The sequence below is a fragment of the Litoreibacter arenae DSM 19593 genome (genome assembly GCF_000442275.2).
Classification (GTDB): Bacteria; Pseudomonadota; Alphaproteobacteria; order Rhodobacterales; family Rhodobacteraceae; genus Litoreibacter; species Litoreibacter arenae.
The window spans coordinates 11,376-37,604 of record NZ_KE557307.1 but is presented as its reverse complement, the minus strand read 5'-3'; the positions used below and the strand labels follow the sequence as shown (position 1 = coordinate 37,604).

General features: G+C 54.4%; 15 protein-coding genes and 6 pseudogenes. 16 read left to right on the top strand and 5 right to left on the bottom strand.

Features of this window, described 5'->3' with window-relative positions:
* Positions 1 to 43: 43 nt before the first annotated feature.
* From THALAR_RS18085 to THALAR_RS18820, 3 pseudogenes are all read left to right on the top strand, one after another.
* Positions 44 to 196: pseudogene (locus THALAR_RS18085) on the top strand (IS481 family transposase); the annotation flags it as partial.
* 960 nt (positions 197 to 1,156) lie between these two features.
* Positions 1,157 to 2,324: pseudogene (locus THALAR_RS07415) on the top strand (nucleotide sugar dehydrogenase).
* A gap of 397 nt (positions 2,325 to 2,721) precedes the next feature.
* Positions 2,722 to 2,955, top strand: a pseudogene (locus tag THALAR_RS18820) (integrase core domain-containing protein); the annotation flags it as partial.
* 353 nt (positions 2,956 to 3,308) lie between these two features.
* On the opposite strand, the gene THALAR_RS18680 reads toward THALAR_RS18820, so the two are convergent.
* Together THALAR_RS18680 and THALAR_RS18815 are read right to left on the bottom strand one after the other, a co-directional pair.
* Positions 3,309 to 5,459: a calcium-binding protein gene (locus THALAR_RS18680; RefSeq protein ID WP_021100895.1), complete on the bottom strand. Its 2,151-nt coding sequence runs from the start codon at positions 5,457 to 5,459 to the stop codon at positions 3,309 to 3,311.
* A gap of 1,236 nt (positions 5,460 to 6,695) precedes the next feature.
* Positions 6,696 to 6,961: pseudogene (locus THALAR_RS18815) on the bottom strand (IS110 family transposase); the annotation flags it as partial.
* Between the two features lie 712 nt (positions 6,962 to 7,673).
* Between THALAR_RS18815 and rfbC the strand changes: the two are divergent.
* The 7 genes from rfbC to THALAR_RS07365 all read left to right on the top strand — a co-directional run bounded on the left by rfbC (position 7,674) and on the right by THALAR_RS07365 (position 13,789).
* Positions 7,674 to 8,237 (top strand): dTDP-4-dehydrorhamnose 3,5-epimerase, encoded by a 564-nt coding sequence (gene rfbC / locus THALAR_RS07395; protein ID WP_021100894.1) that lies wholly within the window; start codon positions 7,674 to 7,676, stop codon positions 8,235 to 8,237.
* Entirely contained in the window at positions 8,234 to 9,283 is a 1,050-nt protein-coding gene (gene rfbB, locus THALAR_RS07390) for a dTDP-glucose 4,6-dehydratase (RefSeq protein WP_021100893.1), read from the top strand. Before rfbC ends, rfbB begins: the two co-directional genes overlap by 4 nt.
* Positions 9,280 to 10,131 (top strand): dTDP-4-dehydrorhamnose reductase, encoded by an 852-nt coding sequence (rfbD, locus tag THALAR_RS07385; RefSeq protein WP_021100892.1) that lies wholly within the window; start codon positions 9,280 to 9,282, stop codon positions 10,129 to 10,131. Before rfbB ends, rfbD begins: the two co-directional genes overlap by 4 nt.
* On the top strand, positions 10,128 to 11,006 hold the full coding sequence (gene rfbA, locus THALAR_RS07380; RefSeq protein ID WP_021100891.1) for a glucose-1-phosphate thymidylyltransferase RfbA: 879 nt from the start codon (positions 10,128 to 10,130) through the stop codon (positions 11,004 to 11,006). The genes rfbD and rfbA overlap by 4 nt, the downstream gene beginning before the upstream one ends.
* Before the next feature lie 162 nt (positions 11,007 to 11,168).
* On the top strand, positions 11,169 to 12,314 hold the full coding sequence (locus tag THALAR_RS07375; RefSeq protein ID WP_021100890.1) for a capsule polysaccharide export inner-membrane protein: 1,146 nt from the start codon (positions 11,169 to 11,171) through the stop codon (positions 12,312 to 12,314).
* A 3-nt stretch (positions 12,315 to 12,317) separates the two neighbouring features.
* Entirely contained in the window at positions 12,318 to 12,974 is a 657-nt protein-coding gene (locus tag THALAR_RS07370; RefSeq protein ID WP_021100889.1) for an ABC transporter ATP-binding protein, read from the top strand.
* On the top strand, positions 12,971 to 13,789 hold the full coding sequence (locus THALAR_RS07365; protein ID WP_021100888.1) for an ABC transporter permease: 819 nt from the start codon (positions 12,971 to 12,973) through the stop codon (positions 13,787 to 13,789). Before THALAR_RS07370 ends, THALAR_RS07365 begins: the two co-directional genes overlap by 4 nt.
* 37 nt (positions 13,790 to 13,826) lie before the next feature.
* Here the strand turns inward: THALAR_RS07365 and THALAR_RS18380 are convergent, their stop codons facing one another.
* From THALAR_RS18380 to THALAR_RS07350, 3 genes are all read right to left on the bottom strand, one after another.
* On the bottom strand, positions 13,827 to 14,951 hold the full coding sequence (locus tag THALAR_RS18380; RefSeq protein WP_154666773.1) for a hypothetical protein: 1,125 nt from the start codon (positions 14,949 to 14,951) through the stop codon (positions 13,827 to 13,829).
* A gap of 235 nt (positions 14,952 to 15,186) precedes the next feature.
* Positions 15,187 to 16,452, bottom strand: a complete 1,266-nt coding sequence (locus THALAR_RS07355) for a lipopolysaccharide biosynthesis protein (RefSeq protein ID WP_021100885.1) — start codon at positions 16,450 to 16,452, stop codon at positions 15,187 to 15,189.
* A gap of 227 nt (positions 16,453 to 16,679) precedes the next feature.
* Positions 16,680 to 17,621, bottom strand: coding sequence for a glycosyltransferase (locus THALAR_RS07350; protein WP_021100884.1), 942 nt, complete (start codon positions 17,619 to 17,621; stop codon positions 16,680 to 16,682).
* A gap of 230 nt (positions 17,622 to 17,851) precedes the next feature.
* Here THALAR_RS07350 and THALAR_RS07340 point away from each other — a divergent pair.
* The 6 genes and pseudogenes from THALAR_RS07340 (at position 17,852) to THALAR_RS07315 (ending at position 26,089) form a co-directional block, all read left to right on the top strand.
* Positions 17,852 to 19,008, top strand: a protein-coding gene (locus tag THALAR_RS07340; protein WP_407638134.1) for an IS3 family transposase whose coding sequence is annotated in 2 segments (ribosomal slippage) — positions 17,852 to 18,089 and positions 18,089 to 19,008 — 1,158 coding nt in all. Because the reading frame shifts where the segments join, the coding sequence is not laid out codon by codon here.
* A gap of 343 nt (positions 19,009 to 19,351) precedes the next feature.
* A pseudogene (locus tag THALAR_RS07335) lies at positions 19,352 to 19,822 on the top strand (hypothetical protein).
* Positions 19,823 to 19,856: 34 nt separating this feature from the next.
* Positions 19,857 to 20,579: pseudogene (locus THALAR_RS07330) on the top strand (ArdC family protein); the annotation flags it as partial.
* Positions 20,580 to 20,748: 169 nt separating this feature from the next.
* A complete protein-coding gene (locus THALAR_RS07325) occupies positions 20,749 to 22,134 on the top strand; it encodes a tyrosine-type recombinase/integrase (protein ID WP_021100879.1) in 1,386 nt (461 codons plus the stop codon).
* A complete protein-coding gene (locus THALAR_RS07320; RefSeq protein ID WP_021100878.1) occupies positions 22,131 to 23,936 on the top strand; it encodes a hypothetical protein in 1,806 nt (601 codons plus the stop codon). Before THALAR_RS07325 ends, THALAR_RS07320 begins: the two co-directional genes overlap by 4 nt.
* Positions 23,933 to 26,089: a hypothetical protein gene (locus THALAR_RS07315; protein ID WP_021100877.1), complete on the top strand. Its 2,157-nt coding sequence runs from the start codon at positions 23,933 to 23,935 to the stop codon at positions 26,087 to 26,089. Before THALAR_RS07320 ends, THALAR_RS07315 begins: the two co-directional genes overlap by 4 nt.
* Positions 26,090 to 26,229 lie beyond the last annotated feature (140 nt).

The following is a 26,229-nucleotide window of genomic DNA, read 5'->3' as shown; positions in this document are numbered from 1 at the left end:
ACATTTCTTTTAACCTTTCAGAGCCTGGAAGAAGGAGATGTTTATGTCGAAGGATCGACGCGGGATCAGTCGCAAGTTGCGGATATTGCAATAGGTTGAAGAGATCGGCCATGTCGCCAAGACCTGCCGTTATTTCGAGATCGGCGGTGCGAGTTTCTACCGCTGGCGCAAAGCTAATGCAGAGCGCGGAGAAGCATTACGTGCCTCGACATATTCTCCGCCTTTCAGGCCAGGATAGCTTTGGGTTTTCTGGCCCCTGCTCGGGGCTCATCGTTTGAGCCCGGCGGACAGGACATCGTTCTCGATTGCCTGGCGCCTCCACGTGCTCACCTGGTTGGGATGAACCAGATGCCGTACCGTGATCTTCGCCTTGAATTGGTCCGTAAACCTCCGGCGTTGCGCCATTTCGTATCCCTCCCAGAGGTTCGGGATACACCTAAGCTCGTGTCCGGTTTTCCGAGACCACTCTAACCACATTGTGCTGTTGCTTCGTGGCCGAATAGTGTTTCACCGGCCCCACCCAGTATCTTGATCCAAAGATGGCGACGCAAAACCCCGGACAAATAGAATTTGTTCTTTCTCTGAGAGTTGTGGATTTTCGCTGGCGAGGGCGAGCACGCCAAGCTCCTTCACGGGCATCTAATAAAAACTTCACGCAATCTGTCAGCAGTTGGAGGATTGCCAAGATTGACCTCGCGCCATCGACGGTGATGGCCTAGAGGTCTACCCACTTCGCGACGGCCATTGCACACTCTGCTTCGGACATTTGCCATGCATGCGGCCCACTTAGTCGGGAGATTGTGAGGCATGGTGGGCTTCCCGGCTGAAAAATTGCCTCAAACTGATGCTGAGGAACATCTACTGCAGATCTGCGCTGAGCTATCCCAGTCAATGATTTGACGGCGGAAATGATCGGCTCCTAAGTGGGGGGCGACATCGTCCCGTCATAAATTTAGTGAACATATCCATGAAGGTAGAAGCATGAATTTTGCTGAAAGCAGGCAGTGGAAACGATGACTAGTCGCGGCGCAGCAGATACTCCACTTTTGATCGGTGTCCGAAGCCAGGTTGGACGGGAACAAATCCCAAACGGATAGTATTCACCATCAACGTGGTTTGGAGCGAGACAGTGATTTGTTAAAGCGAGTGATACTCGATGAAGGTTGCAGTTGCCGGTATCGGTTATGTAGGTTTGTCGAATGCGGTGCTTCTCGCAGCAGCGCATGACATTACGATCGTCGATATCTCGCCGGAACGGGTGGAAATGGTGAATGCGGGGCGCAGCCCCATTTTGGATCTTGACATCGAGACGTATCTGGCGACCGGATCCCTACGCCTGACGGCTACCACCGATGCGGGGGCTGCCTATGAGGGAGCCGATTTCGTCATAGTCGCACCCCTACGAATTACGACCCGCAGACTAGTTATTTCGACACATCTTCGGTCGAGGATGTCATCCGCGCGGTGATCGCGGTGAACTGTGAAGCGACAATTGTCGTCAAGTCGACCGTACCGGTCGGCCTCGTGCAAGAGATCTGTGCGCAGTTGGGCACCGATCAGGTTATCTTTTCGCCCTAATTCCTGCGTGAGGGGCGCGCACTGCATGACAATTCGCATCCCAGCCGCATCATCATCGTCGGCGAGCGCAGTGCCCGCGCCCGCGATTTTGCAGATCTGCCGCTAGAGGCGGCGGTCACCAAGGATGCGCCGGTGCTTTTCACCGGCCCGGACGAAGCTGAGGCGATCAAGCTGTTCGCCAATACCTATCTTGCGATGCGCGTCGCCTTCTACAACGAGCTGGACAGCTACGCCATGGCCGGTGGCATGATACGCGCCAAATCATCGAGGGCATTGGGCTAGATCCGCGCATTGGCGATCACTATAATAATCCGTCGTTTGGGTATGGCGACTATTGCCTTCCGAAAGACACCAAGCAGCTTCTGGCCAATTACTCCGAAGTGCCGCAGAATCTGATCCGGGCCATCGTCGATGCCAATCGCACGCGCAAAGACTTTCTGTCGGACCGGATCCTAGCCCGCCAGCCAAAAGTGGTGGGCATCTATCGCCTGGTCATGAAGGCGGGAAGTGACAATTTTCGCCAGTCCTCCATCCAGGGCGTCATGAAGCGGGTCAAGGCCAAAGGGGTGGAGGTTATCGTTTGTGAACCTGTCTTGAGAGAGGAGGCTTTCTTCGGCTCGCAGGTGATGTGCGATCTGGACGCGTTCAAGGCGCGGTCGGACAAAATTGTGGCAAACCGCATGACGGATGATATCCGCGACTGCGAAGCCAAGGTGTTCACCCGCGATCTGTCGGGAACCGATTAACGCGGGGCTACTTTACGACCGGGCGCCGCGTTTTGATCCTGTTTGGCATCGGCGGAAGCGCCGATACATATATCCTTGCACAGCGTTATCCTGCGTTGTTCGGTAGGGTATCATAGACGAACGAGACTGACTCATGCCCGGATTTATCGACCCCGCGATGCCGAAAGAGGAGCTGGCCCTTCTTGCCGAAACTTAGCGAGCGGGAAATGTCATCTTGGAATATGGATCAGGCGGCACGACTCGGCTTGCCGCGCAGATGCCCGGCAAGCTGATCTTCAGTGTCGAAAGCGATCTCATGTGGGCGCTGGATCTTCAGGCCGATCATGCACTAACATTCAAACTGGACCACTTAGGTGGGGCTGATCAAACTACGCGACGAAAATTAATCGCCTAGAAGGTGCGAGATTGGATCACTGTTGTCGGAGCTAAGACGGCATAAATCGAACTAGGTTCTCTTTTGGAATACGAATACTGCGAAAGTTCCGATGCCCAGTTACGTGACGAGCTCTTGAACGGCGAGATCTTCTACAACCAGCGAGAGACGCAATTCCTAATTGAGCAACGGTGTTTCTGCTACAACACCGTCAGGGCGCATAGCGCCTTGAGATATCGCCCACCTGCGCCGGAGAGTAACGTTACGGTGGCCCAGAGGCCAGATTGTACTAACTATCAACCCAGACCACCTGATTGGAACACCCCAGCTTCTTCAAAACTCAATTCACATCTGCGCCGAATCGGGGCGCGGACTTTCGCAGACATTCTCGATGCGATCGGCACAATCTTCGAGCTCTACGACCCGCAAGAATGTTGGAACTACTTCCAGGCTGCAGGATAGGCCTCAAGAACACCCCGAAACGTATAGCTTAAGATGCCTTCGGTGTTAGAAAAAACTTGAGACTGAAAAAGAGCGAGCTGACCTATTACGACGACTTCGACGACGCGATCGAGGCTTATCAGACCCTCCTCGCAGCAACCTGACTGACGCTAGAAACAGAACATGTCCTCGGTCATGTCCGCCAACAGTTGATGCACAAGACTGACGACGGTCTGGTCAAAAACGATCTCCACATTGGCCCCGGACTGCGTCATGTGGGTGCTCACTAGATCCTGCCAGCCGCTGATGCTGCCGACCTGCGTCAGATCGATTAGGTCGTCGGCGAAATCGACAATGGTGGTGGAGCCGTCGTCGCCGTCTGCGAATAGGAACTGGTCCACACCTGCCCCGCCGGAGACGACATTCACCCCGCCCCCAGCGCGGATGACATCCACGCCGTCCTGCCCGTGCAACGTGTCGTCCCCCGCGCCGCCGTTCAGCATGTCCGCTCCAATGCCGCCGAAGATCAGGTCATTGCCGTCTTCGCCGTGCAGGATGTCGTCGCCGATGCCGCCTTCCAGCCGGTCTGCTCCTGCGCCGCCGAACAGCCGGTCATTGCCCGCCCCGCCCTGCAGCAGATCGTTGTCATTTTCACCGAAGATAGTATCGCTACCAGCTCCACCGCCCAAGACGTCGTTGCCTGATGATCCGAATAGGAAGTCATCACCGCCGGCTCCGTGTATGGTGTCATTGCCACCGCGACCCTGAATGCTATCGCTACCTTCGGTGACGGCCGTAAACTCGAGCCGTGACACAGCCCAGGCGCCCATATCTATCGTTTCAGTTCCACCAGAACTGATAAAGCCATCGCAATAGGTCACAACCGGGGCCACCCCGTTGTCGGTGCCGCCAGTTCCGCCTCCATCCCAAAGCTGAGTCCACGTGAAGAAATACGACCCACTTAGCACAAAATCGCTCTGGTCAAGCTCTACGTCCAACACGTCAGTGCCGGTCCGTTCAGAAACAAAGTTCACCATGCGATTCGCGCCGTAGAAAACGTGGATGTCGATCTCATCAGCTACCTCATAGTCCAAGGCGGCTTCCAGTCCGATTAAAGACTCACTCATCAACTGGAGCATTGTTCCACCAAAAGTCAGGTCGCCTTCTTGTGTGTCCACCAGATTTCGGTTGATATTGTTCTGGTCCGGGAATGTGAGTGGCCAGACGTTAGCTGTGTTAACGCCATGCGATACCAGCTCGAAAAAGGCCTCACCCAACATTGAGGCATATTGCAAACCTTGCGTATTGTCATTTCTCGCGCCCCATTCAGTGACGTTGAAACTCAATTCTGCTGGGTTGCCACGCACAAGCTGGTCAGACAGCCAAGCATAGATATTTTTCAATCGAAATTCACGTTCCGTGTCGGCACTGTCAAACCCGCCTGCCAAGTAGACATGAGCAATTAACCCGTCAATTGCATCTGCTGCGCCACTGACACTATTGAGGCCATGGGCAATCGCTTCGTTCTGGGCTTGCGTTTGTCCCGAACCTGGCATGTAGTGTTCTGCCCATGTCGAATCTGCCACGCCGTTATACGGCGGGCCAATAATGTCTGTCGGCGTCCATAGATCATATTCACCGTTGCCAATGTCCTCAAGCCAGACGACAGTCCCCTTATTGGGCGAGTACCTGTTTGCCGCACCGACCCCTTGCACGAGTATATCGATACTGTCGCCGTAGTTAGATTGCAGAAAGTCAGCCACTGTTCCGGCAAGATATCCATACTCCGAGGCAGTCATTTCGCCACTCCCCCAGAATTCATTCCCAATTTCGAATGCAGTGATCTGCACGCCATTTTCAGACGCATCTGCCAGCGCTTCATCAACATATGACTTCATATCGGTAAGGTAGTTGCTGGCCAAATCAGTTCTGTTCCCGTACAAACCTTGGTCATTCGGCCCTCCCCCCTGAAGCGCTTCGACGGCAGACTGCGAGAAAGCGATGCGCGTTGGGACGACAAGGGTGACGTCAGCACCAATTTCACCGGCGGTTGCAAAGAACTCGTTCATGGGCATCAACACGTTACTCGATCCATCCGCGGCTGCGGCAGAATCTGGCTGTGTCATATCGAAAATATACTCGGTCACACTCCCTCCTGGAAAACGGAGATTTGACAAATTCATATGTTCTAAGAGATCATTAAGAGAGGAGTTCGGGGTGAATTCATTGTCAAAAGAAGTAACAAAATTTCCGCCAAAGTGATTCGAGGAAATTGTGACTGAATTGAAGGATACCGTTTCTAAAATTTTATAATTCGGCACTTTTGAGTATCCTCACTTATTCGACTTATTCTTTTGGAAGCGCCAGGCAAGCAGCGATGGCAAACTAAATCAGAAATTCACACAAAGATATTCAATTGATAACTCCTTCAAGCAATGCTTGATCACAAGCAAATAATTGGATTAGAGTTTTCAACTACTCTTCAACGAACAGGCGCTGGCCATTCCAGAAATCGCTTAATTGCAACAGTCCAACGGCTCAAGTATTGAAGCTTCATTAATTTGATGGGAATTTGCAAGAATGCGTATTGAGCACTCTGCTCGCCCATCTTCTTTCTGGCGTCTCGAAAGAGAAAACTGGCCTCAGCTTGACTTGTCGTGCCATCGATGGAGTGCGCGCAAGCCGCCAAAAGCACTCGGGATCCAAAGAAAAGGCGGATCCTTTCCAAAGTTGCTCCACAAATCGAACCTAAGAGCAACAAAGCTCGGAGCGGTGAATAAAGTTTGGTCGCAAATGAACTGCTTTTTAGTCCGAAGTGGAGCAAGGGCATTCTTCCGTCTTGATTTTGGGGCTTACATTTGAACTTGAACTTAACTGGATGATCCTCTGATGGCTGAAGTTCGGATAAAGGAGATCGATTCATCTCGGGACCCCAAGCGTTCTGAAAAAGTCGAATTCGCTCCAGTCGACCTCTGGGGGAACGAAGAGTTTGGAACGCTAAGGGCCCATTCTCTTACTTGATCTGTCAACCCGAACTTCTCGATGTAACTCATCAATAAATCTTCTAATAACAGCGAACACTCTTGATTGGATGCTCGTTGCGCTATCAACAGATCATCAAAGTGTCGTTGGTTTAATGGAGTTCGATTTTTGTGTTTCACTTATATCTCATTAATTTCGTAGGACTGTACAGGGCGCTGGTTAACGAACCGTTAACAGAAAATGCGATTTCCGAAAAATATGGCTTTCATGGAACCGTTACATTAGAGGCTCTTGGCGCTTAGGATAGAAAATCACCCGACTCGCCGTAAGCTTCCTGAAGGTCCATCAGCTACTTCTCGCATAGTTCGCGGATGTAGAGCGGACTGCCCCGCCTGGAGTTCTCTATGCTCCGCTGCGCATCCTCGACCCAGCCCTCAATCTCCGAGTGCGAAAGGTCGTAGAAGCGGCTTTCCCTGAATAATATCCACGACCAGAACAGGAGAGCGGCGTTCTGTTGGGCCAGAGTCCCAGAATGCACCAACAATCAATTCTGACCACCTGATGGGTCGCGCAATGCGACGGAGCAATAGCAATGCTTGTTGTTCAACGAACTTCATGGCGACAAACCACATCGTCGGACGGGTCACTGCGCGCAAATGGTCCCTGCATCAATGGCGTCAGACTTGCCGTGCTTGACGTATGGTTTGACATAGATCAACCGGACTTAGTGGCCCAACGCTGTCTGCTTGCGCGCCCAATGATGCGTACAGCCGCAAGCCTCCGTGCCAATCAAGTAAGATTCAATCTTGGAGAATAACGGCAATAGCTGCGCGCGTCCCAGAGGCAGGTTGAATGCAATGTGCTCGTGTGTGGACGCCTTTGATGCCAAAAACCCTGACGACGGACACCCGGCGCAAGACATGAAAGGCTTTGCAGGCACCAGAGCGCCCCCGGTTGGCTTTAAAGACGCCCCTTATTCCCTCCTGGATGGGCGCGGTCAACTTTTTAACGAAGAGTCGAGCTCCACCTCAGCGAATTGTGCGCTAGCCTTCTTCAGAATCTCGTTGGAGGTGCGAAGTCGACTGTCGTCCCTCTTCAGTGCCTGGACCCTTGTCCTTCTTGGCACTCGTCACTCCGGCAACTGACCGGCATCGAGCTCGATCGGCTGGCACCAGGCTCGCAGACTGTCAGGCGAACAGCCCAGCTTGGTCGCAATAGCGCAGTAGGCTGCGGTATCGCTGGCGGATCTGCGCGGATCTCTTGAAACAGCCAAACACCGCGTTCACGAAGTTCAGCCGAATAGGCGGGGATGAATAGTCTCTTCGTCATAGGGCTCATCCATTGATTGTTTTACTCTGCGGAAAACACAGGGCGGCTCAAACCTCGCCAAAGCTTACCATTAATGCAATAGTCCCAGTAAACTAGGAGCACCTCGGTTCATCTCATTTGTTCGCAGGAGACACGTCTTTTGACTGTGGGTGTTTTATGGTTCATTAGACGCGCTGAGCTTGAGTCGAAATATGTCTTTTAGTTTGTCTGACGGGTGGAACCCAATGTTTACTGAAAATACCGCGCTGCCGGGAGTTGTGCTTGTAACGCCTTCACGTTTTGGTGATCATCTCGGGTTTTTCTCCGAGAGCTGGAACAAGGCCAAGTTGGAGGATGCCGGCCTTGTTTTGCCGGAATTCGTGCAGGACAATCATTCGCTGTCAGGCGATGTTGGCACGGTGCGGGGGCTGCATTTCCAGAGACCGCCGCATGCGCAGGGCAAGCTAGTGCGCTGCGGCCGCGGAAAGATATACGATGTCGCCGTTGATGTGCGCAAAGGCTCGGCGACCTATGGTAAGTGGATCGGCGAGAATTTGTCGTTCGAGAACGGCAAGCAACTCTGGATTCCGGCGGGCTTTCTGCATGGGTTCATGACGCTCGAAGTGGACAGTGAGATCGTCTACAAATGCACCGATTACTATGCGCCCGAGTGCGACCAGACGGTGAAATGGGACAGTTGCGGCATCGAGTGGCCGCTGGACGGGATCACGCCGGTGATTTCGGAGAAGGATGAAAATGCGCAGAGTTTTCGGGATTTCGAGACTCTTTTCTCAAAGGAAATCATATGAAATTATTGGTAACTGGCGGGGCGGGCTTCATTGGCTCGGCTGTGGTCCGGCTCGCGATTGCGCGTGGCCATGAAGTCGTGAACGTCGATGCACTAACTTATGCAGCCTGTCTTGACAATGTCGTCGAAGCGGCTGATAGCCCGCTTTATTCCTTCGAGCAGGTAGATATCCGCGACCACGCGGAGCTTGACCGTGTTTTTGCCCGTCATAAGCCTGACGCGGTGATGCATCTGGCGGCCGAGAGTCACGTTGATCGTTCGATTGACGGGCCTGCGGAATTCATCGAAACGAACATCATAGGCACGTTTAACATGCTGGAGGCTGCGCGCAAATTGTGGGTTGAAAGCGGAACGCCTGATGCTTTCCGCTTTCACCATATTTCCACCGATGAAGTCTTCGGCTCGCTTCCTGCGGATCCGGGTGTGCAGTTCACCGAAGACACACCTTATGACCCTCGCTCGCCGTATTCGGCTTCCAAAGCCAGCTCCGATCATCTCGTTCGCGCGTGGCACGAGACTTACGGCTTGCCGGTGCTTTTGACAAATTGCTCAAACAATTACGGACCTTACCACTTTCCCGAAAAGCTGATTCCGGTGATCATAATCAACGCATTGGCGGGCAAACCTCTCCCGGTCTATGGCGACGGCTCCAATATTCGCGACTGGCTGTTTGTCGAAGACCACGCTGATGCGCTGCTGCTTGTCATCGAGAAGGGCGAGGTCGGGCGCAGCTACAACATTGGCGGCGAAAATGAGTGCACGAATCTCGAACTGGTACATACCATCTGCGCAATTATCGACCGGAGAAGGCCAAAGCCGAGAGGTAGCTATGCCGACCAGATCACCCATGTTATCGACCGTCCGGGCCATGATGCGCGCTATGCGATCGACCCTAACCGAATCCGTAAGGAGCTGGGCTGGCGGCCGTCTGTGACTGTTGAGGCGGGGCTAGTGCGCACCGTTGACTGGTATCTTGAAAATGAAGCCTGGTGGCGCAAGCTACTGGAGCGGCATGGCGTTGGCGAGCGGTTGGGAGTGCGAGTATGATGCTGGTTTTTGGTAAGACAGGCCAGGTTGCTACAGAACTTCGTGCGCTCTTGCCGAATGCCCGCTTTCTTGGCCGCGAGCAGGCTGACCTGACCGAGCCCAAGGCTTGTTTCGACGCGATCCTTGCGGCGCGTCCCGAAGCGGTGATCAACGCAGCGGCCTATACGGCTGTCGACTATGCGGAAGAGAACGAAGCTACGGCTGATGTGGTGAATGGCGTGGCACCCGTACAAATGGCCAAAGCCTGCGCTGAACTTGACATTCCCCTTGTTCACATCTCGACGGATTACGTGTTTGACGGATCAGGGGTGGTTCCCTTCAAACCAGGTGATATAACTGCGCCGCTTTGTGCTTACGGGCGCACCAAGCTGGTCGGCGAGCACGGCGTCACTGAGGTTGGCGGCAGATCTGCGATCCTGCGCACTTCGTGGGTTTTTTCGGCCCACGGCGGCAATTTTGTCAAAACCATGCTGCGGTACGGCGAAACGCGTGACAAGCTCACCGTGGTTGCCGACCAGATCGGCGGCCCGACGGCCGCGTGCGACATAGCCAAAGCCTGTGTCACGATCGCGCGGAAACTGAAAGTCTATCCCGATAAAGCAGGGATATATCATTTCTCGGGCGCCCCGGACGTAAGCTGGGCCGACTTTGCGCGCGAGATATTTGCACAAACGGGCAAAAAAGTCGTGGTTGAAGGCATCCCCGCGACATCCTATCCGACGCCCGCTGCGCGCCCCTACAACAGCCGTATGGATTGCACTTCGTTCGAGGCCGCCTTTGGCATTAGACGACCCGACTGGAAGGCCGGACTGGCCGACGTATTGAGCGATCTGGAGAAAACGACATGACCAAACTACGCAAAGGTATTATTCTCGCAGGCGGTTCGGGAACGCGGCTCTATCCGCTGACCATGGCAGTCTCCAAGCAGCTTATGCCAGTTTATGACAAGCCGATGATTTACTATCCGCTATCCGTACTTATGCTTTCAGGCATCCGCGAGATAGCAATCATTACGACACCCCAAGACCAACTCCAGTTCAAGCACCTGCTGGGCGACGGCACCCAGTGGGGCCTGAGTCTTACCTATATAATTCAACCTTCGCCCGATGGCTTGGCGCAAGCCTACCGTCTGGCAGAGGATTTCCTTGATGGCGCACCTTCGGCGATGGTTCTGGGCGACAACATCTTTTTTGGCCACGGATTGACAGAATTGCTCAGGACAGCCAACGAAAAGAGCGAAGGCGGCACCGTCTTCGGCTACCACGTTGTCGATCCCGAACGCTACGGCGTTGTGTGCTTCGACAAGGACGGCACTGTTATGGAAATCGTCGAGAAGCCGGAAGTGCCGCCCTCGAGCTATGCCGTCACTGGGCTCTATTTCCTTGATGCCGAGGCCCCTGCACGCGCAAGAAATGTCAGAGTCTCCGCGCGCGGGGAACTCGAGATTGTCACGCTTCTGGAAAGCTATCTGCATGACGGCACGCTATCGGTGGAACGTATGGGCCGTGGCTACGCCTGGCTCGATACGGGGACTCACGGCTCGCTTCTAGATGCGGGAAACTTCGTGCGTACGCTCTCGACACGGCAAGGCATGCAATCAGGCTGCCCCGAAGAGATCGCCTACGACAACGGCTGGATAGACGACTCCCAATTGCGTGCGCAGGCCGAAAAGTATGAAAAAACAGAATATGGCAAATATCTGTTCGGGCTATTAGGGGCCTGACAGTTCAGGTGTTCCGGCTGTTGGATGGCTGCTTCCAATTTACTATGTCAAGTTTCTCTTTCACTGACAGAGGCGATTTTAAGTTCTGGGTTTTCGTGTTGACGGCTTTTCAGGGCATGAGTGTATGATGCTCAAATCAAACAAAAAAGATAGGCTAAGAGCATGAATGACATTGTCGAGATCGCAGGGCCGGCGCGAATGAAGCTTCGTCACCATCGGATTTTGAATTCCTTTTTGCTCGTCGTTGTCGCCCCGATGCTATTGTCAGCGGTGTACTTGTGGGGGTTTGCGAAGGATCAATACATTTCAAGCATGTCATTCTCGGTGCGTACAGAGAGCCTTCAGTCAGCCACAGACCTGCTCGGGGGGCTCTCGTCGATAACGGGAAGCAGCTCGAGCGATGTTGATATCCTGACTCAGTACATCGCTAGCGGCGACATGGTTCGCCTTATCGAATCCGAAACAGACTTGGTGAGTGTCTTTTCTGAGGAGTGGCCTGCCGACTTTCTCTTTGCCTATAATCCATCGGGGCAGTTCGAGGACATGCTTGATTACTGGAACAGCAATGTGCTCACCCACACCGAGAACGGAATCGTGACACTTTCGGTGCGCAGTTATGATGCGCAAGCTTCGAACCGGATCACTCTCGCAATTTATGAAGCCAACAGACAATTGATAAACCGGCTGTCCGAAGAGGCTCACGAAGATGCGACCCGTTTTAGCCGGGACGAGCTCGAAGCCGCCGAAGACCGTCTCGCAGCGGCACGCGAAGCAATGACCGGTTTCCGGCTGCAAGCTCAAATAGTTGATCCAAATGCAACTCTTGAAGCCCAGATGCGGATCCTGACCGAGTTACAGGTGCAACAAGCGGAAACCTTCATCCAGAGGGATCTTCTGACAAGGACAGCAGGAACGGACGACCCCCGCGTCCATGAGGTGACCAGAAAGATTGAAGCCCTCCAGGCGCAGATTGACATAGAGAAAAACAAGTTCGGCCACGGCGGTCAGGGGCAAGGGCAGGGGCAGGGCGGCGGAGACTATGCCACGCTCTTTGCAACGTATGAAAGGCTTGCGTCGGATATGCTCTTTGCCGAGGAAGCCTATCGCTCGGCGCAATTGGCCTACAACGCGGCCCTTGCGGATGCCAAGCGTAAGGCACGCTATCTGGTCGCGCATGTCAAACCTACCGTCGCCGAGAAAAGCTTATATCCCAAACGGCTTATCCAACTATTCATTGTTGTATTGTTCGTTACTTTGCTTTGGTCCGTTGGCTTGCTGATCTACTACAGTATCCGGGATCGTCGTTGAGCCATGATTGTTTGTGAGGATGTCTGGAAGACCTACCGCACCCGCGGGGAAGTAAAGACCGTCGCACGTGGTATCAATGTGGTTTTTCCAACGGGAATAGCTGTCGCACTCCTTGGTCGCAATGGTGCGGGCAAGTCGACCCTGATGAACCTCATCGCCGGCAATCAGAAACCGACAAGCGGACGCATCTGGAGTGATGGAACGATCTCATGGCCCGTGGGGTTTGCAGGCTCGTTCCATGGTGACTTAACAGGCGCGCAGAATGTGCGCTTTATATCACGTGTCTATGGCGTTGATACCGACATGCTCAGTGCCTTCGTCGAAGATTTCGCGGAGCTGGGTCAACACTATCATCTGCCCTTTCGCACGTATTCCTCTGGCATGCGATCGCGGCTCGCCTTTGGCGTCTCCATGGGTATCCGCTTTGATACCTATCTGGTTGACGAAGTGACAAGCGTTGGCGACGAACGTTTCAAGGTGAAGGCGAATGAAGTTTTCCAAAGACGGATTGGTGCATCCGGAGCGATAGTGGTCTCTCACTCCATGGCTATCGTTCGCCAGATGTGCAGCAAGGCTGCGGTGCTCGAAAACGGTTCTCTGACAATGTATGAGAGTGTCGAAGATGCGATCTCCCACCACATGGAGAATATGAAGCGATGAACAGTCCTTCGAAAGGCGACTTGCTAGAGCAAGACGGGCTACGCGCCCGTAAATTCCGGACAGCCCGAACTATTTTCGCACTGATCATGCGTGAGATGTCAACGACCTATGGACGGTCTCCGGGTGGTTACGCGTGGGCAATTCTTGAGCCTGTGCTCGCACTCACCGTCCTGACGACAGTCTTCTCGTTCGTGATAAAATCTCCGCCGCTTGGAGATAGTTTTCCCTTGTTTTACGCAACGGGCTATCTACCGTTTATGCTGTTTAACGATATCGCGAACAAAACCGCGACCTCGCTCAATTACTCACGCAGCTTGCTGAAGTATCCGGCCGTTACCTTCATGGATGCGCTTATCGCACGCTGTGCGTTGCACCTGCTCACCCATGTTCTTGTCGGGTATGCCATGTTCTTTGGCATGTTTATCATTCTTGATCTCAGGATCAGCCCCGACTACACGCAGGTCGCGCTTTCATACCTCTTGGGTGGGTTGCTTGGCTTTGGTGTCGGATGTTTCAATTGCTACGTGATGATGGCTTTTCCGGTTTGGGAGCGGATGTGGCAAATCCTGACGCGCCCGCTCATTTTGATCTCCGGACTGTTTCTTCCCTTTGAGGCGATGCCCAAATTTGCGCAGGATATCCTGTGGTGGAACCCCCTGATGCACGTGGTCGGTTATTTACGTAAAGGCATTTACGCGCCATCTTATGAAGGCGCGTATTTGTCCCTAGCTTTCCCTGTCATCACCTCTCTCGTGCTCATGGCACTTGGGATTTTACTTCTGTGGAGGAATCATCAGGGCTTGTTAGAAAACTAAGCTCGCTTTCAATAGGTATTCTCTTTTTAACCGCCATTTATCCAATGCGACGTCCAGCAAATCTTCCATATTGCAAGTAGTGTTGATATGGATCCATACCCGCTTCCTTGACGTCCGGGTTTAAACGAAGATAACAGTCCTGATCGAATTTCGAATAACACGTATCTTTCGGCCTTAAGAAAGACATAAAATAGTGAGCTAGTAAAGAGCGTTTATTTTCCGGAAATTTTTGGAGTCCAAGTTTCTGGTTCAGATACTCTTTGAGTTTGTTAATGGTTACTGGCTCCAGCATGTTAAAATAGTTATTAAGCTCGGACTCAGAAAAATGATTAACTTGGATAGCAGGCAACCTGAAGTCTACATTTGTCGCTCCATAGAGCCATTCGCTATCTGCTTCATCGACTAGGCCCGATATGAGCGGTAGAGGAATCTCAAAACTTCCGGGGAACGCACATCTTACATGTGCTCGTATTTGATTTCTAGCATGCAAATAATCGGGGTCATCGCCAAAAGTCAAAATCATTTCGTTCAACTGATAGAGGATCCTTGTGGCTTCTGTAGATAGTGAGGTATTCGCATCGTTGCTATGCCTTGGAGCTGCAACACCGATCAACTGGGAGAAATCTTCGACAACGTTATGTTCGCGAAGTTCCCCACGGCTAAAGGGTCTTACAATAACACTGCTATGCCCAAAAGCTTTGACGAATTTCTCGATCCTGAACCGATAGTTTGGTGGAGGGGGTATATTAGGATTCAACCCGTTCTTTATTACTTCTTGATAATTGCTTCGAATAAAGGATATTGGACTTCTAACATAGACAATGACTACAACTTGCTTCTCGAATTTTTCGAAAGCTTTCTGAAGTTCACAAAGTTCAGAGTCCGACAGTAGCGAAATATCCTCCCCAGAGATAAGAAGGTCATATTCACCAGATTGTGAAATCTCCTGAGTAATTCGGTTTCTGTACAATTGTCTTTTGTTCTCAATCTGCTGAGGGCTTAGGTTTGCGTTCTGCCAGATGTGGTAGGTTTTATAATGAGCTGAGTAGGCGGTATAGATCGGGATCGAATGATTTTCATAACCGAAATCTGCGTATTTCAATAGACCATCGTCGTAACCGTTAAACGCCGATTGAATCGCTGTAGATCCGGTCTTATGCATTCCAATATGCAAAAATACTCTATTCAAATTCTGTACCCCTATACGATACGTCGGTCAGACTCTAAGATCAGATATCTTCAGTTCTTTTCTATACTAAGCCTTAAAATGTGCTCCGTTCAACGCTTTGAGCCGCTCGAAGGACTTTTTCAAATCCGGTTCCGAAGTTATAGCACCGTAAATATCTGCTCTGAACAGGTTAATTTTCTGTTTCATTATTTATTCCTACTTCAGGCGCTTATAGAAGCCCAGCTTCAAACGCAGCGCGTTTCCAACCCGTCAAGTACCGACCGCCATATGGCCGTGAGATTAGGAGAGCACCGAGTTCGTGGCCTTCATCATCCTTTAGCATTTCACAGATACGCGCCATATCCTCATACGAGAAGATACCCCTATAGAGACCGTCGAGCTTGATAATCGGAAGCCCCAATCTAATAAGAATAGAGGCGTTCTGGTGGATTTGGCTGCCAGACATGAAACTCTCAAGAAACTCTGCATGCATAATCCGACGCAAATGCTCGTCAGAGATATTATTGGTACTAAGTCGCGATTTGAGAAACTCTTTCAATTCTGAATAGGTTTGAACGTGAACTTCGTCAAAATATTCCTTTACGGCAATTTCGATAGATTTCGGAGACTTCTCCATTTCCAGTTTTGGCACGGCGAATCTGTCACGGTATTCATCAGCTACATTCTTTAACGATGCTCGCTTCCAAGCAAATATAGTAGAAGTTCGCACGCTCGTAATGGCAAAGCTGAGGAGATTGTCATCTGCGGCAATCGCCGAACTGAATCTAGACGCACTATAAAGTGCGTTAAAGGCGCTATGTTTTGAAACGCAACTTTTCAATACTTTCGAGAGCTTAAGCTCGCCTCTCTTTATAACCCGCGGTCGCACATCAGTGAGGCGATAGCTGTGCCAGTACTTTTGAAATGATGGCTGCTTCAGAACAGATTGCGCGATTGCAATGCAAAACGATCCAAGATGGTATTCCATGTCATAGTTCTCGGTTGAGCCGAGTACTTCTATGTCGGAGTTCATCATGTCGTTAAGGAATTTCGGCATGCGTTCGGAAGAAAAGAAAATGCTGTCGTTGATCATAAGAAGGCGCTGGCATGTCTCATGCCAGTTGTTCTTGAAAACGTGCAAAAAGCCGGTCTTATAGCTCCCGAAGTCACGGCCAAAGTTGGGGCGTTCGATGTAGCAATCAATCATGCCCTCAAACATAGACGGGTTACTCAGCTTGAGGGTGTTGACCGCGAGAACATAGAGCCCTTCGGCGCGAGCCGTTTCGATCAGGCGGATCACGTCGGGGCGTAGCTGACCCTTTTCATACAACGCGAGCAACATGATGCGCTGGCCCTCGTACGAGGCCTCAAAATGCACCTTGGGCTGCTGTCCCATTGTCTTAAAGCGCTGACGCTCGGACTGAAAAGTCACCATCGCACGAGCCGCTGGATATAGAGTAAGTGTATGGAAATAGGAGACGATACGTTTGAGCATTGTTTACTGCTTCATTTTAATGTTGCGAGAAGCCTTGGCGAAAGACGCTTCTGCGAGGGAAATGTTGATCCAAGGATTTTCGCTGATCATACAGGCAGAGCTAGTTTGTTTCGAATGAGCAAAGCACTTTCTTTCTTACCGATTTGCGGCGAACCTATCCCATTATTTCCCGAAGTTTGCAACAGCTTGACGGTGTAAGTTTTAGCCCACCCCAAGCGGCCATCCGCTTATAGCTTTCGAGTAGCGCATGCGAGATAGAGTGCAAGTGTCCCCTTGCTGGTCTGACGAACAGCGCCGGACCGGTAGAGTGCTTTGAGCCGTTTGATCAGACCGCCATGACGAGCCTCGGAAAAGTACGCCAGCGCTTTTCTCGCCTCCGGTGTAAATCTATGACGCGACGCGCTGAGAGCAGCGATATTTATCTCATTCCATTTCGAAAACTGGCGTCCGGCGACGAAAAGAATACGATGTAGTTTTCCACGGATCGAGCTATTTGCTCCGATAACATTCTTGTCATGCTGACGGTAATATAACACTGGGATGTCTTTACGGATCACCGTACCTCCGCAGCCTGTGATAATCTGGTAAATCCACCAGTCGTGAATGACCACGTCGCCGACCTCCTGTGCGGCGGCTTGGATCAAGCGGATAGCGGGGCCATTCAACATCATTGTATTGCCGCCACCAATGGACTGGACAAGTGCATTTTCAAAGCTTGGGTCGCGCCTGAATGCAGGTGATGCTGTTCTGGTGTCCAAGGTTTCATTGCAGATGAAACTGCTTGCACAATAAAGCACAGGTTGTTCTCCATCCGTTGCAGATTCAATTGCGATACGCCCCTTTTCGAGCTTCTCAGGAAGCCAGACATCGTCCTGATCGGACAGAGCAACCAAAGAAGTGCCTTTAGGTATTCGTTTTATGAGCGAAAGAAAATTATCGGTACAGCCTGATCCCGGACCTGAAACGATGGTAACCTCGTGATCGCTTCCTACTTCGGCTCTAAACTTGGCTAAAATATCTGTGGTATCGTCCGATGAGCCGTCATCGGATACCAGAAGGTTCCACCGTTTGTAAGTTTGCGCTAAAAAGCTAGCCAACTGTTCTTCCAAATATTTGCCGCCGTTGAACGACGCCAAGAGAATAAGAGCTGCACTACGTTCATCTGTCACAGGTACCACCTTTAAAACCGGTACGACCTGATTTGTCCACTTTCGGCCCCAAGATTCTGATCAAGCATGTACCACTTCAACGAGATGCTTTTCAAGTTAAGTTCTGCATATCTTACACCGCTTATTGGCATCTTTATGTCTCTGTATGTTTATCCGGTCAGAGGTGGCCTGAGGTGCCCCTAGATTTGTAGACGCTTTGCTTGGTAATTTTGGAACCAAGGAGAGACGATATGAGCAAGGGCATTTGCTTTACAGATGAGTTTAAGCAGGACGCTGTGGCGCAGATCGTGGAGCGCGGATACGCGGTCAGCGAGGTGGCCGAACGGCTGGGGATTGGCACCAAGTCCTTGTACACTTGGAAGGCGCAGTCCGCGAAGTCACCGAGCGTCAGATCAGAAGTGGCGGATCAAGCTGCAGAGATAAGGCGATTGAAGCGTGAACTGGCGCGGGTCACCGAGGAACGCACCATCTTAAAAAAGGCGACCGCGTACTTCGCGCGAGAGTCTCAGTGAGGTACGCGTTTATCGAGGCTCATCGGACGGAGTTCTCGGTGCGGTCGATGTGTCGTGTGCTGGCTGTCCATTTCAGCGGGTTCTATGCATGGCTTAAAGAACCGTTAAGGCAGCGAGCGCTTGAAGACGCCCGGCAAACTGATCTGATCCAACAAGCATGGACAGATAGCGGCAAAGTATATGGATACCGCAAGCTTCATGATGATCTCCTGGATCAAGGTGAGATTTGCTCTGAGAACCGTGTTGCGCGGTTGGCCAGCTTAGCGGGCATAGCGGCACAGATTGGCTACAAACGCCGCCCTGGTCGATATGGTGGCAAACCTGCGGCCGTCGCCGACAACACGCTCGACCGGCAGTTCGAGGTTGATGCTCCGGACACAGTTTGGGTGACCGATATCACGTACATCAAAACCCATGAGGGCTGGTCATACCTGGCTGTCGTGATCGACCTGTTCTCCAGGCGGGTTGTCGGATGGTCGATACAATCGCGCATGACGACTGACCTCGCCTTGCAGGCACTACTGGCCGCAGTATGGAGGCGCAAACTAAAGATCAAAGTTATGATCCACTCCGATCAAGGTTCACAGTTCACCAGCAAAGAGTGGCAATCGTTTCTCGGCAAACACAATCTGGATGCAAGCATGAGCAGACGTGGAAACTGCCATGACAATGCCGTCGCAGAAAGCTTCTTCCAGCTATTGAAACGAGAACGGATCAGGCGGCGGACGTACCTGACGCGCAATGCTGCAAGGCAGGATGTGTTCGATTACATCGAGATGTTCTACAACCCAACACGCAAACACACGAACAACGGCATGCTGTCGCCCGTTGACTATGAAATGAAACAGAAGAAAATGAACGAAGCAGGCGTCTAGGAAACTAGGGGCACCTCACAGGCAGTTCATCACGGTCATCGGAATCGTCGAAATCGGACCCCAAGTGCGGTAACGATAATGGAACACATTATCGTCACAGGCCACATTGCCGACCTCCTATTGGCATCGCACCGGTATTTCGGAAAGCTCTTGTGGCTTCGGCAGCAGATCTGACGACACAAAAGGACCTTGGGACGGCAGCGCCGATCCAGCGGTACGGATTCAAACGCTGAAAGTGAAAGTTCCCTTCCGGTTTTGGGACTGACGGAAGAGGGCCTTTGGGGGTTTCTCTGACGGGTCCGGGCCGGGTTCCGGTCTGACATTTCTGGCTGAGACCTTTCCCATGCAAACAGGAATCCTGCGCGTGCTACGCGCGACCGCCGCTTCATGGTGGCGGCACAAAGATCTGCGCTAGATCGGTCAGGTTGACCTCGCACGTAGGCTTGAGCGTGAATCCATCCGTCGCGATGTCGGCTATCTCCGCCTGGCAACGACTTTGCCGAATGCGCACATCGTTTGCGGCGGGGGCGGTACCTTTATTCACTTCGGATGGACGACGGTATCGACCTACGCGCCGGTTGAGCGTTTTCCGCTCGCGACGCTGGCGGTCGCACTCGGCGTTCCTTTGATCGATATCCGGCCGGTCTCAGACGTGGTTGCCCTCGCAAGGCTGCCGCGGGTGATCCGAGTGCCGTCCGATGAGGACACCTCGGTCAAAACATCCGCCGCTGTGCCGCTGACCACGTATCTCGATCTGGTCGAACCGTTCGGTGCTCAGATCCTGATCGATCAGCGCCAACATCGCAATCGCTGATCCGTTCTTCAACCCTTTCGAAAGGAGGCCTGTCATGGCCCGATCCCGCATGTCCAAATTCGACGCCTCTGAGGTGATCACCAACGAACTGATCCGCGTCATCGAACGCGGTGTTTTACCCTGGCGCAAACCGTGGATTGCCGGTGCCAGCACGCGACCGCTGCGGCACACCGGCGAACCCTATCAGGGTATCAACAACTTCCTTCTGACTATGCGCATGCAGCACGCAGGCTACGCGTCCCCGTTCTGGATGACGATCCGCCAGGTCAACGCACTGGAGGCAAAGGTGCGCAAAGGCGAGAAATCCTCTGTCGTCGTCTATTACGGCCAAGCGAAACCGCGCGACAGAGAGAAAGAAAGCGACGCGCAGGCCGAAGAGACTGCGTCGAGCGGCTTCCGGTTTCAGAAAGCCTACCGCGTGTTCAATGCGGACCAGGTCGAAGGTCTGCCCGAAAGCTTTCATCCCGCGCCTGCACCGGCTCCGGATCACCCGCCGCACGAACCGATCCCGCACATGCAGGACTTCTTCGACGCGATCGATATCGTGACCAGCTTCACCGGTCGGGAGGCCTACTACATGGCCGCCGTCGACAAGGTCTATATGCCCGACATCTCGCTCTTCGAGGATCCGCGATCCTTCTACGGGGTCTGGGCGCATGAGCTGGCCCATGCCACGAAGGCGCGGCACCGGCTCAACCGGTCCTATGGTGATGCGAGGTTCGGCAATACGGCCTACGCGCGCGAAGAGATCGTCGCCTTATCTTGACAGTCTGCACCATCTGTTCGTTTCTGGTTTCAAGGCCAGTTGCGCAACGCAGGGGGTGGTCAGGCCAGACGCCGCGCTCACCACAAAGCTGGCGGTGGCTGGCCTGATCACCGCCGTCGGATGAAGTGCACAGGCATGGGCTATTTGGGCGGGCAGTGGTGTGGAACGTGATATTAGGCTTCAGGAGACCCGCAACGTAGATGGTCTTGATCGGGACATTCCGACGATCCTTGCCGATGGAACAATTTATGACCCCTACCTCGACCGGTTTTTCCTGGAACTTCCGTTGAACGGCACGCGGTCCCGGCACACGCTGCGTGCCATCGGTTACGACATTGTTGTCTGGCTTCGATTTCTGGAACAGGCTCGCACGACTTCCGTTTGGTCTGTGTCACATGATGACGTCGTCGCCTTTCACGGCACAAGACGACGCAGCGGTGCTTCTCATCGCATTTCCGCGTCGTCCTGGAACCGTTCCGTCGCATCGCTTGACAAGCTCTATCGGTGGGGCGTGGATCGGGAGTTGATTGCTGTCAGTCCATTTCGGCACCGGCAAGTCTGGAAGCGTGGTATTGCTGGGCGCCGCTCGGCCCAAACAGAACGCAACATGGCCTATGAGCCATCCGCCGCGCCGTCCCATCCTCATTTTGCTTCACTGGAGACCTATCGGCTGTTCAACAGGCTCGGTCTCCGGGGCCTGACGCGAAAGGGACACGAGCGGCCCGGTGCGCGGGACCGCAATGGTACGCGGAATGCGCTCTTTGCCGATCTGCTGGTTTCGACTGGGCTACGGCTCGAAGAGGCGGGATCTCTGTTGGCCTGCGAAGTCGATGCCGAGGACATTGGCGAAGGGTCTCCGCGACAAATCAGATTCGAGTTGCCGCCACCGGTTTCCAAAGGCAATCGTGGCCGGACGATCCTGATCCCGCGCCGCGTCATCGCGCGGCTTCAGGATTACATCGAGATCGAGCGCGCCAGTGCCATCGCCAAATTCAAGGCGCGATCGGTTTGGACCAGGACCACACGGCCGATTTTTGTCGAGTGGTCCGAAGGCAATCGGACGATGCTCACGTTGCCAGACGGTTCCAGCGCCCGTATCGACCGGTTCGATCCGGAAGAACGTCAGCGGCTTGTTCTTTGCAAGGCGGGCGTGCCTTATGCGCCAGCCGCGCTGTGGCTGTCAGAGATCGGGCTGCCGGTTCGGTTCAATTCCTGGGAGGCGATATTTCTGCGCGCAAGCCGGCGCTGTAGCGGTGTGGGCCTCGATATCCGGCTGTCGCCCCATCAGCTCCGGCATACGTTCGCCGTCCATATGCTGGCCATGCTGATCGAACAACAGATCGGTCATACCGCACATGACGTCAGCGGCATGGAGGCCTACCGCCAGCTTTTGAGCGATCCGCTGCAACAGGTGCAGCGGCTGCTCGGTCATGCGAGCATCACGACGACCTATGTCTATCTCGACCAGATTGCGGCGCAGGCGGATACGGTGGATACTGCCGTGGAAAGGCTTCTTGCGCTTGTGAGCGATGGTGACGTTCTATGACCGCCAGACCGCGCAAGGGCCGCGTTGCCGCCTTCTCAGCCGATGATGGCACCGTCGACGCGCATGAACCCAGTTCGGTGACTGGTCTGCGGTTCAGTATCGTGGCCCGATCAGGCGGGACCGCCCAGCTCGATTTCACCGACCTGCGGCCTCGGCCGCTGGCGATTGACGCCGCCCAGGCCATTCGTAGACTGGCCGAGGTCGGCGGTCCGCTTGGCGCGCGTTCGACTGTGATGGCCTATGCCAACACAGTACGCATTTTCTTCGCCTTTCTGGCGTCGGAAGCGCCCAACCTTACGACGTGTCGTCAGATCGAAGCCGCGCATATCGACGGGTTCGAGGATTGGTTGGATGCCGAAGGCAAGAGCCGGGTCCATGCATTCACGATCCTGTCGAAGGCCGTTGTCGTTTTCCGCGAGATCGACGCGGACCAGCCCGACCGGGTGTCGCAAAGCCTGCGCGACCGATTGCGATATACCAGCGCACGGCCCTTCGAGCGCCCCCGATCACGTGATGCCTACAGTCCCTTTGTCGCCCGGCAATTGCGCGATGCGGCCCGTGCCGATGTCGCAATGATGATGCGGCGAATAGATGGGCACCTGCCCGAGACGCTGATTGCGCACACCGATCCGGTCATTCGGCAGAGGGCCGTCGCCCTGCATGAAGCGGTCGCCCGACGCGGCTTTCTTCCGCGCAATGACAAGGCGAGCTCCGCCCTCTACCGCGCGCTCTATTCACGCGGTCTGCCAACGTCATCGCTTCTCGACGGTATCTATGCCCGGTTCTATCTGACGGTTCACGACCTTCCGCCATTACTGACATTGCTCAGTCTCGATACCGGCCTTGAGATCGAATGCGTCAAGGCTCTCAAGACCAACTGCCTGAGCAATGCGTCGGCTGGCACTGTCACCCTTCGCTACACCAAACGCCGCGCCCACGGGCTTGCGCAAAAGGCGATGCGCGTGCGGGACGGTGGACCGACGACACCCGGTGGTCTGATCCGCGCCATCGTGAAGATGACCCAAACTGCGCGACAGTTCGAGTCGTCCGATGCGCTCTTTGTGTTTTACCATGCCTGCGGTTTCCGTTCGGTCGTTCGGCACCCCAAATTGACGCTGAGCCACTGGATAGCGCGCCACGGCATCGTCGATGACGACGGGCACCCCCTCACACTGCTGCTCTCGCGGCTACGTAAGACGCACAAGGCGCTCTGGTATCTCAAGACCAGCGGCCACATGGCGCGCTTCGCGGTCGGACATTCGGTCGATATCGCCGCCCGACACTATGCCGATATTCCGTCTTTGCGTCCGCTTCACGAGGCGACCGTCGTCGATGCTTTGGAGGACGCGATACGACCGGGTGCGGCGGTGACGACCGACCCGGTTCCAGCGGTTGATGACTCTCACACGGACACACGGCATTGCATCCCGCCGCAAGGGGATGGTCACGTCGCGTCGGCAGACATTCAGGATGTCTGGCTTGCGAGTTGTTCGGGTTTCTATGACAGCCCGTTCTCTAGTCCCGGCGCGCCATGCAGCCATCCTTTCTGGGGCTGTCTCGATTGTCGCAACGCGGTCATCTCGGAACGCAAGCTGCCCGCCATCCTGGGGTTTCTGGATTTCATCGTTGCCCAAAGGGCTGCGCTTGGCGCGGAGGAGTGGGCCGCCAAGTTCGGGCATGTCCACGCGCGGATCACGCAGCAGGTGCTGCCGTCGTTCCCGGAGGAGGTGATCGCGACGGCACGGGCCTCACTCGCAGTCGATCCGCCGCCGACATATCTGCCGCCTGAGGCTACACAATGATCGAAGTGCAAACATCATATCCTGAGCCCGATTTCGAGAATCGATCCTACTGGCCGGTCCTGACGCATGCGCCGCTCCGTGCCGGATATGACCGGCGGGCGCTCTCGCGATACGATGACGAGCACTGGGATCTGAGCCCGGCGGTGTTCCGGGAGAATGCGCGGCGATGCCATTGCACCGTCAGGTTCGACACGCTGCCAGACCCGGCGATGGCTGCAGCTATGCGGGCATATCTCCATGCACGGCTCAACATCCGCATTCCAGGCTGGGCACCTCCCCTGCCACCCGCGAGTATCCGGCAGGCTTTCAATCACTTACGGCCATTCTTCGAGTTTGTTCATGATGAAGTGGGCGCGGTCGATCTTGCCGGAGTCGATCAGGCGCTGCTGGATCGATACGCAAAATCCGTCATGACCTCGAAGGCACGGCAGCCGGCGGTTAACGCCCTGCTGCTCAAGCCGATCTGGCATCTGCATCATTATCGCATGCACCTTCCCGGCGGCGGTCTGCAATTCGAGCCCTGGCCAGGGCAGAGTTCTGCGTCCGTCGTGGGGTATTCTTCGAAATCGCAGGAGAACCGGACGGCCCGCATTCCAGAGCCGATCCTGATGCCTCTATTGAACTGGGCGTTCAAATACGTGCAGGTATTCGCGGGCGACATCTTCGCTGCGCGTGCCGAGTTGTCTGCAATAGCAGACCGTGCCGAGCGTCTTGTAAAGACGGATCGGGATCGCCCCCGGAAAGATGCACTTGCTTTGCGCTACGCCCGGATTGAGCGCTGGCTCGCAGCAAGAGCGCGGGAAGGCCGCGGGGTGCCGATCTGGGCGCAGCCGACGAACGGAGCGACGCGCGACAGTGCGGACAGCCCACCGATTAACTGGCATCTGCTGAATCTTGTTGCGGGTGTTGATGTGCGGATGAGCCCCGGAAGCCATCTCAGGATGCGGAAATCTGCGAGGCAGATGGTCGAACGCCACATGGCTGAACACGGGGTCGAACGGGGCGGCTTCGACACGCCCGTCTCTTGCGACCCGGATACCGAACGGCCGTGGCGTTCGGGCTTCGATCATCTGGCGGTGAAGCGCGAAGAGCGTATGTTGCAGGCAGCGGGATACATCCTCTGCGCCTATCTGACCGGCATGCGCGATTGCGAAGTCCAGGCGATGCGCCCCGGCTGTCTGGACATCAAGCGCAGCGAGGACGGGCTAATCGAGCGATACCGGGTGCGCTCGACGGCGTACAAATGGAAGCGCGCGGCGGGGGTTCCGGCAGATTGGATCACGATAGAGCCAGTCGCCGAGGTGATCGGTGTCCTCGAACGGCTCTCGAAGGACGCCTGCGTCGCGCACGGCATCGACACGCTCTGGCCCGTTCTCGACGTGAAGGCTGCGGGCAAGACCCATCTGTCGACGGAGATCGTGCGCTCCCTCAACGCTTTCCGAGACCATATCAATGCCGAATTGGCGAGTAACGATCCGGTCGAGTCGATCCCGACGACGCACATGGACAAGGCGTTCAAGATCACCACCCGCCAGTTTCGCCGCACTCTCGCGTGGCACATCGCCAACCGGCCCTTTGGCACGATCGCTGGCATGATCCAGTACAAGCACGCCTCGGTCGCCGCCTTCGAAGGATATGCGGGATCGAGCCCGTCCGGATTTATGCGACAGGTCGATCAAGAGCATCGGTACGGCCAACTGGATGACATCCTGGAATATTTCGACGCACACCGGGTCGGTGACACGTTCGGTGGCCCGGCGGCGGCCCGTCTGACGGTCTCGTTCGAGGAAACAGTCAACGAACTTGACTCGCTTCCCGCGCGTATCGCCGATCGGGGACGGCTGCGGACGATGCTGGGCGATCTTGCCCGCACGTTTCACATTGGCGTTTTGGCAGATTGTTTCTTCGATCCCACGATGGCCCTTTGTCTCAAGGCGGCCACCGACCAGAGCAAGCCGCAAACTGCGCTCTGCCAGCCGACAAAGTGTCCCAACGCCTGTATCCGGGCCCGGCATCTTCCGGCTTGGAAGAGGGCGGAGGCTGACGCCAAACTACTTCTGAAAGAGAAGCGATTATCGGGCGCACAGCGATCCGCGTTAAAGGCAGAGCGGGAGCGTATTCGCGATGTGATCAGGGAGTTTTCGGAGCAATGAGAGTTTTCATGTACGTTGGCTAACCGGCCGTTCGCCAGGGCGGTCACGAACTCCCGCACTGCGGGACTCTGCGGACCTTCGGGTTTGAGGCTTTTGCTAGCGCAGCATGGCTTCGCAAGTGCGGCGTGCCATTTGCTGCA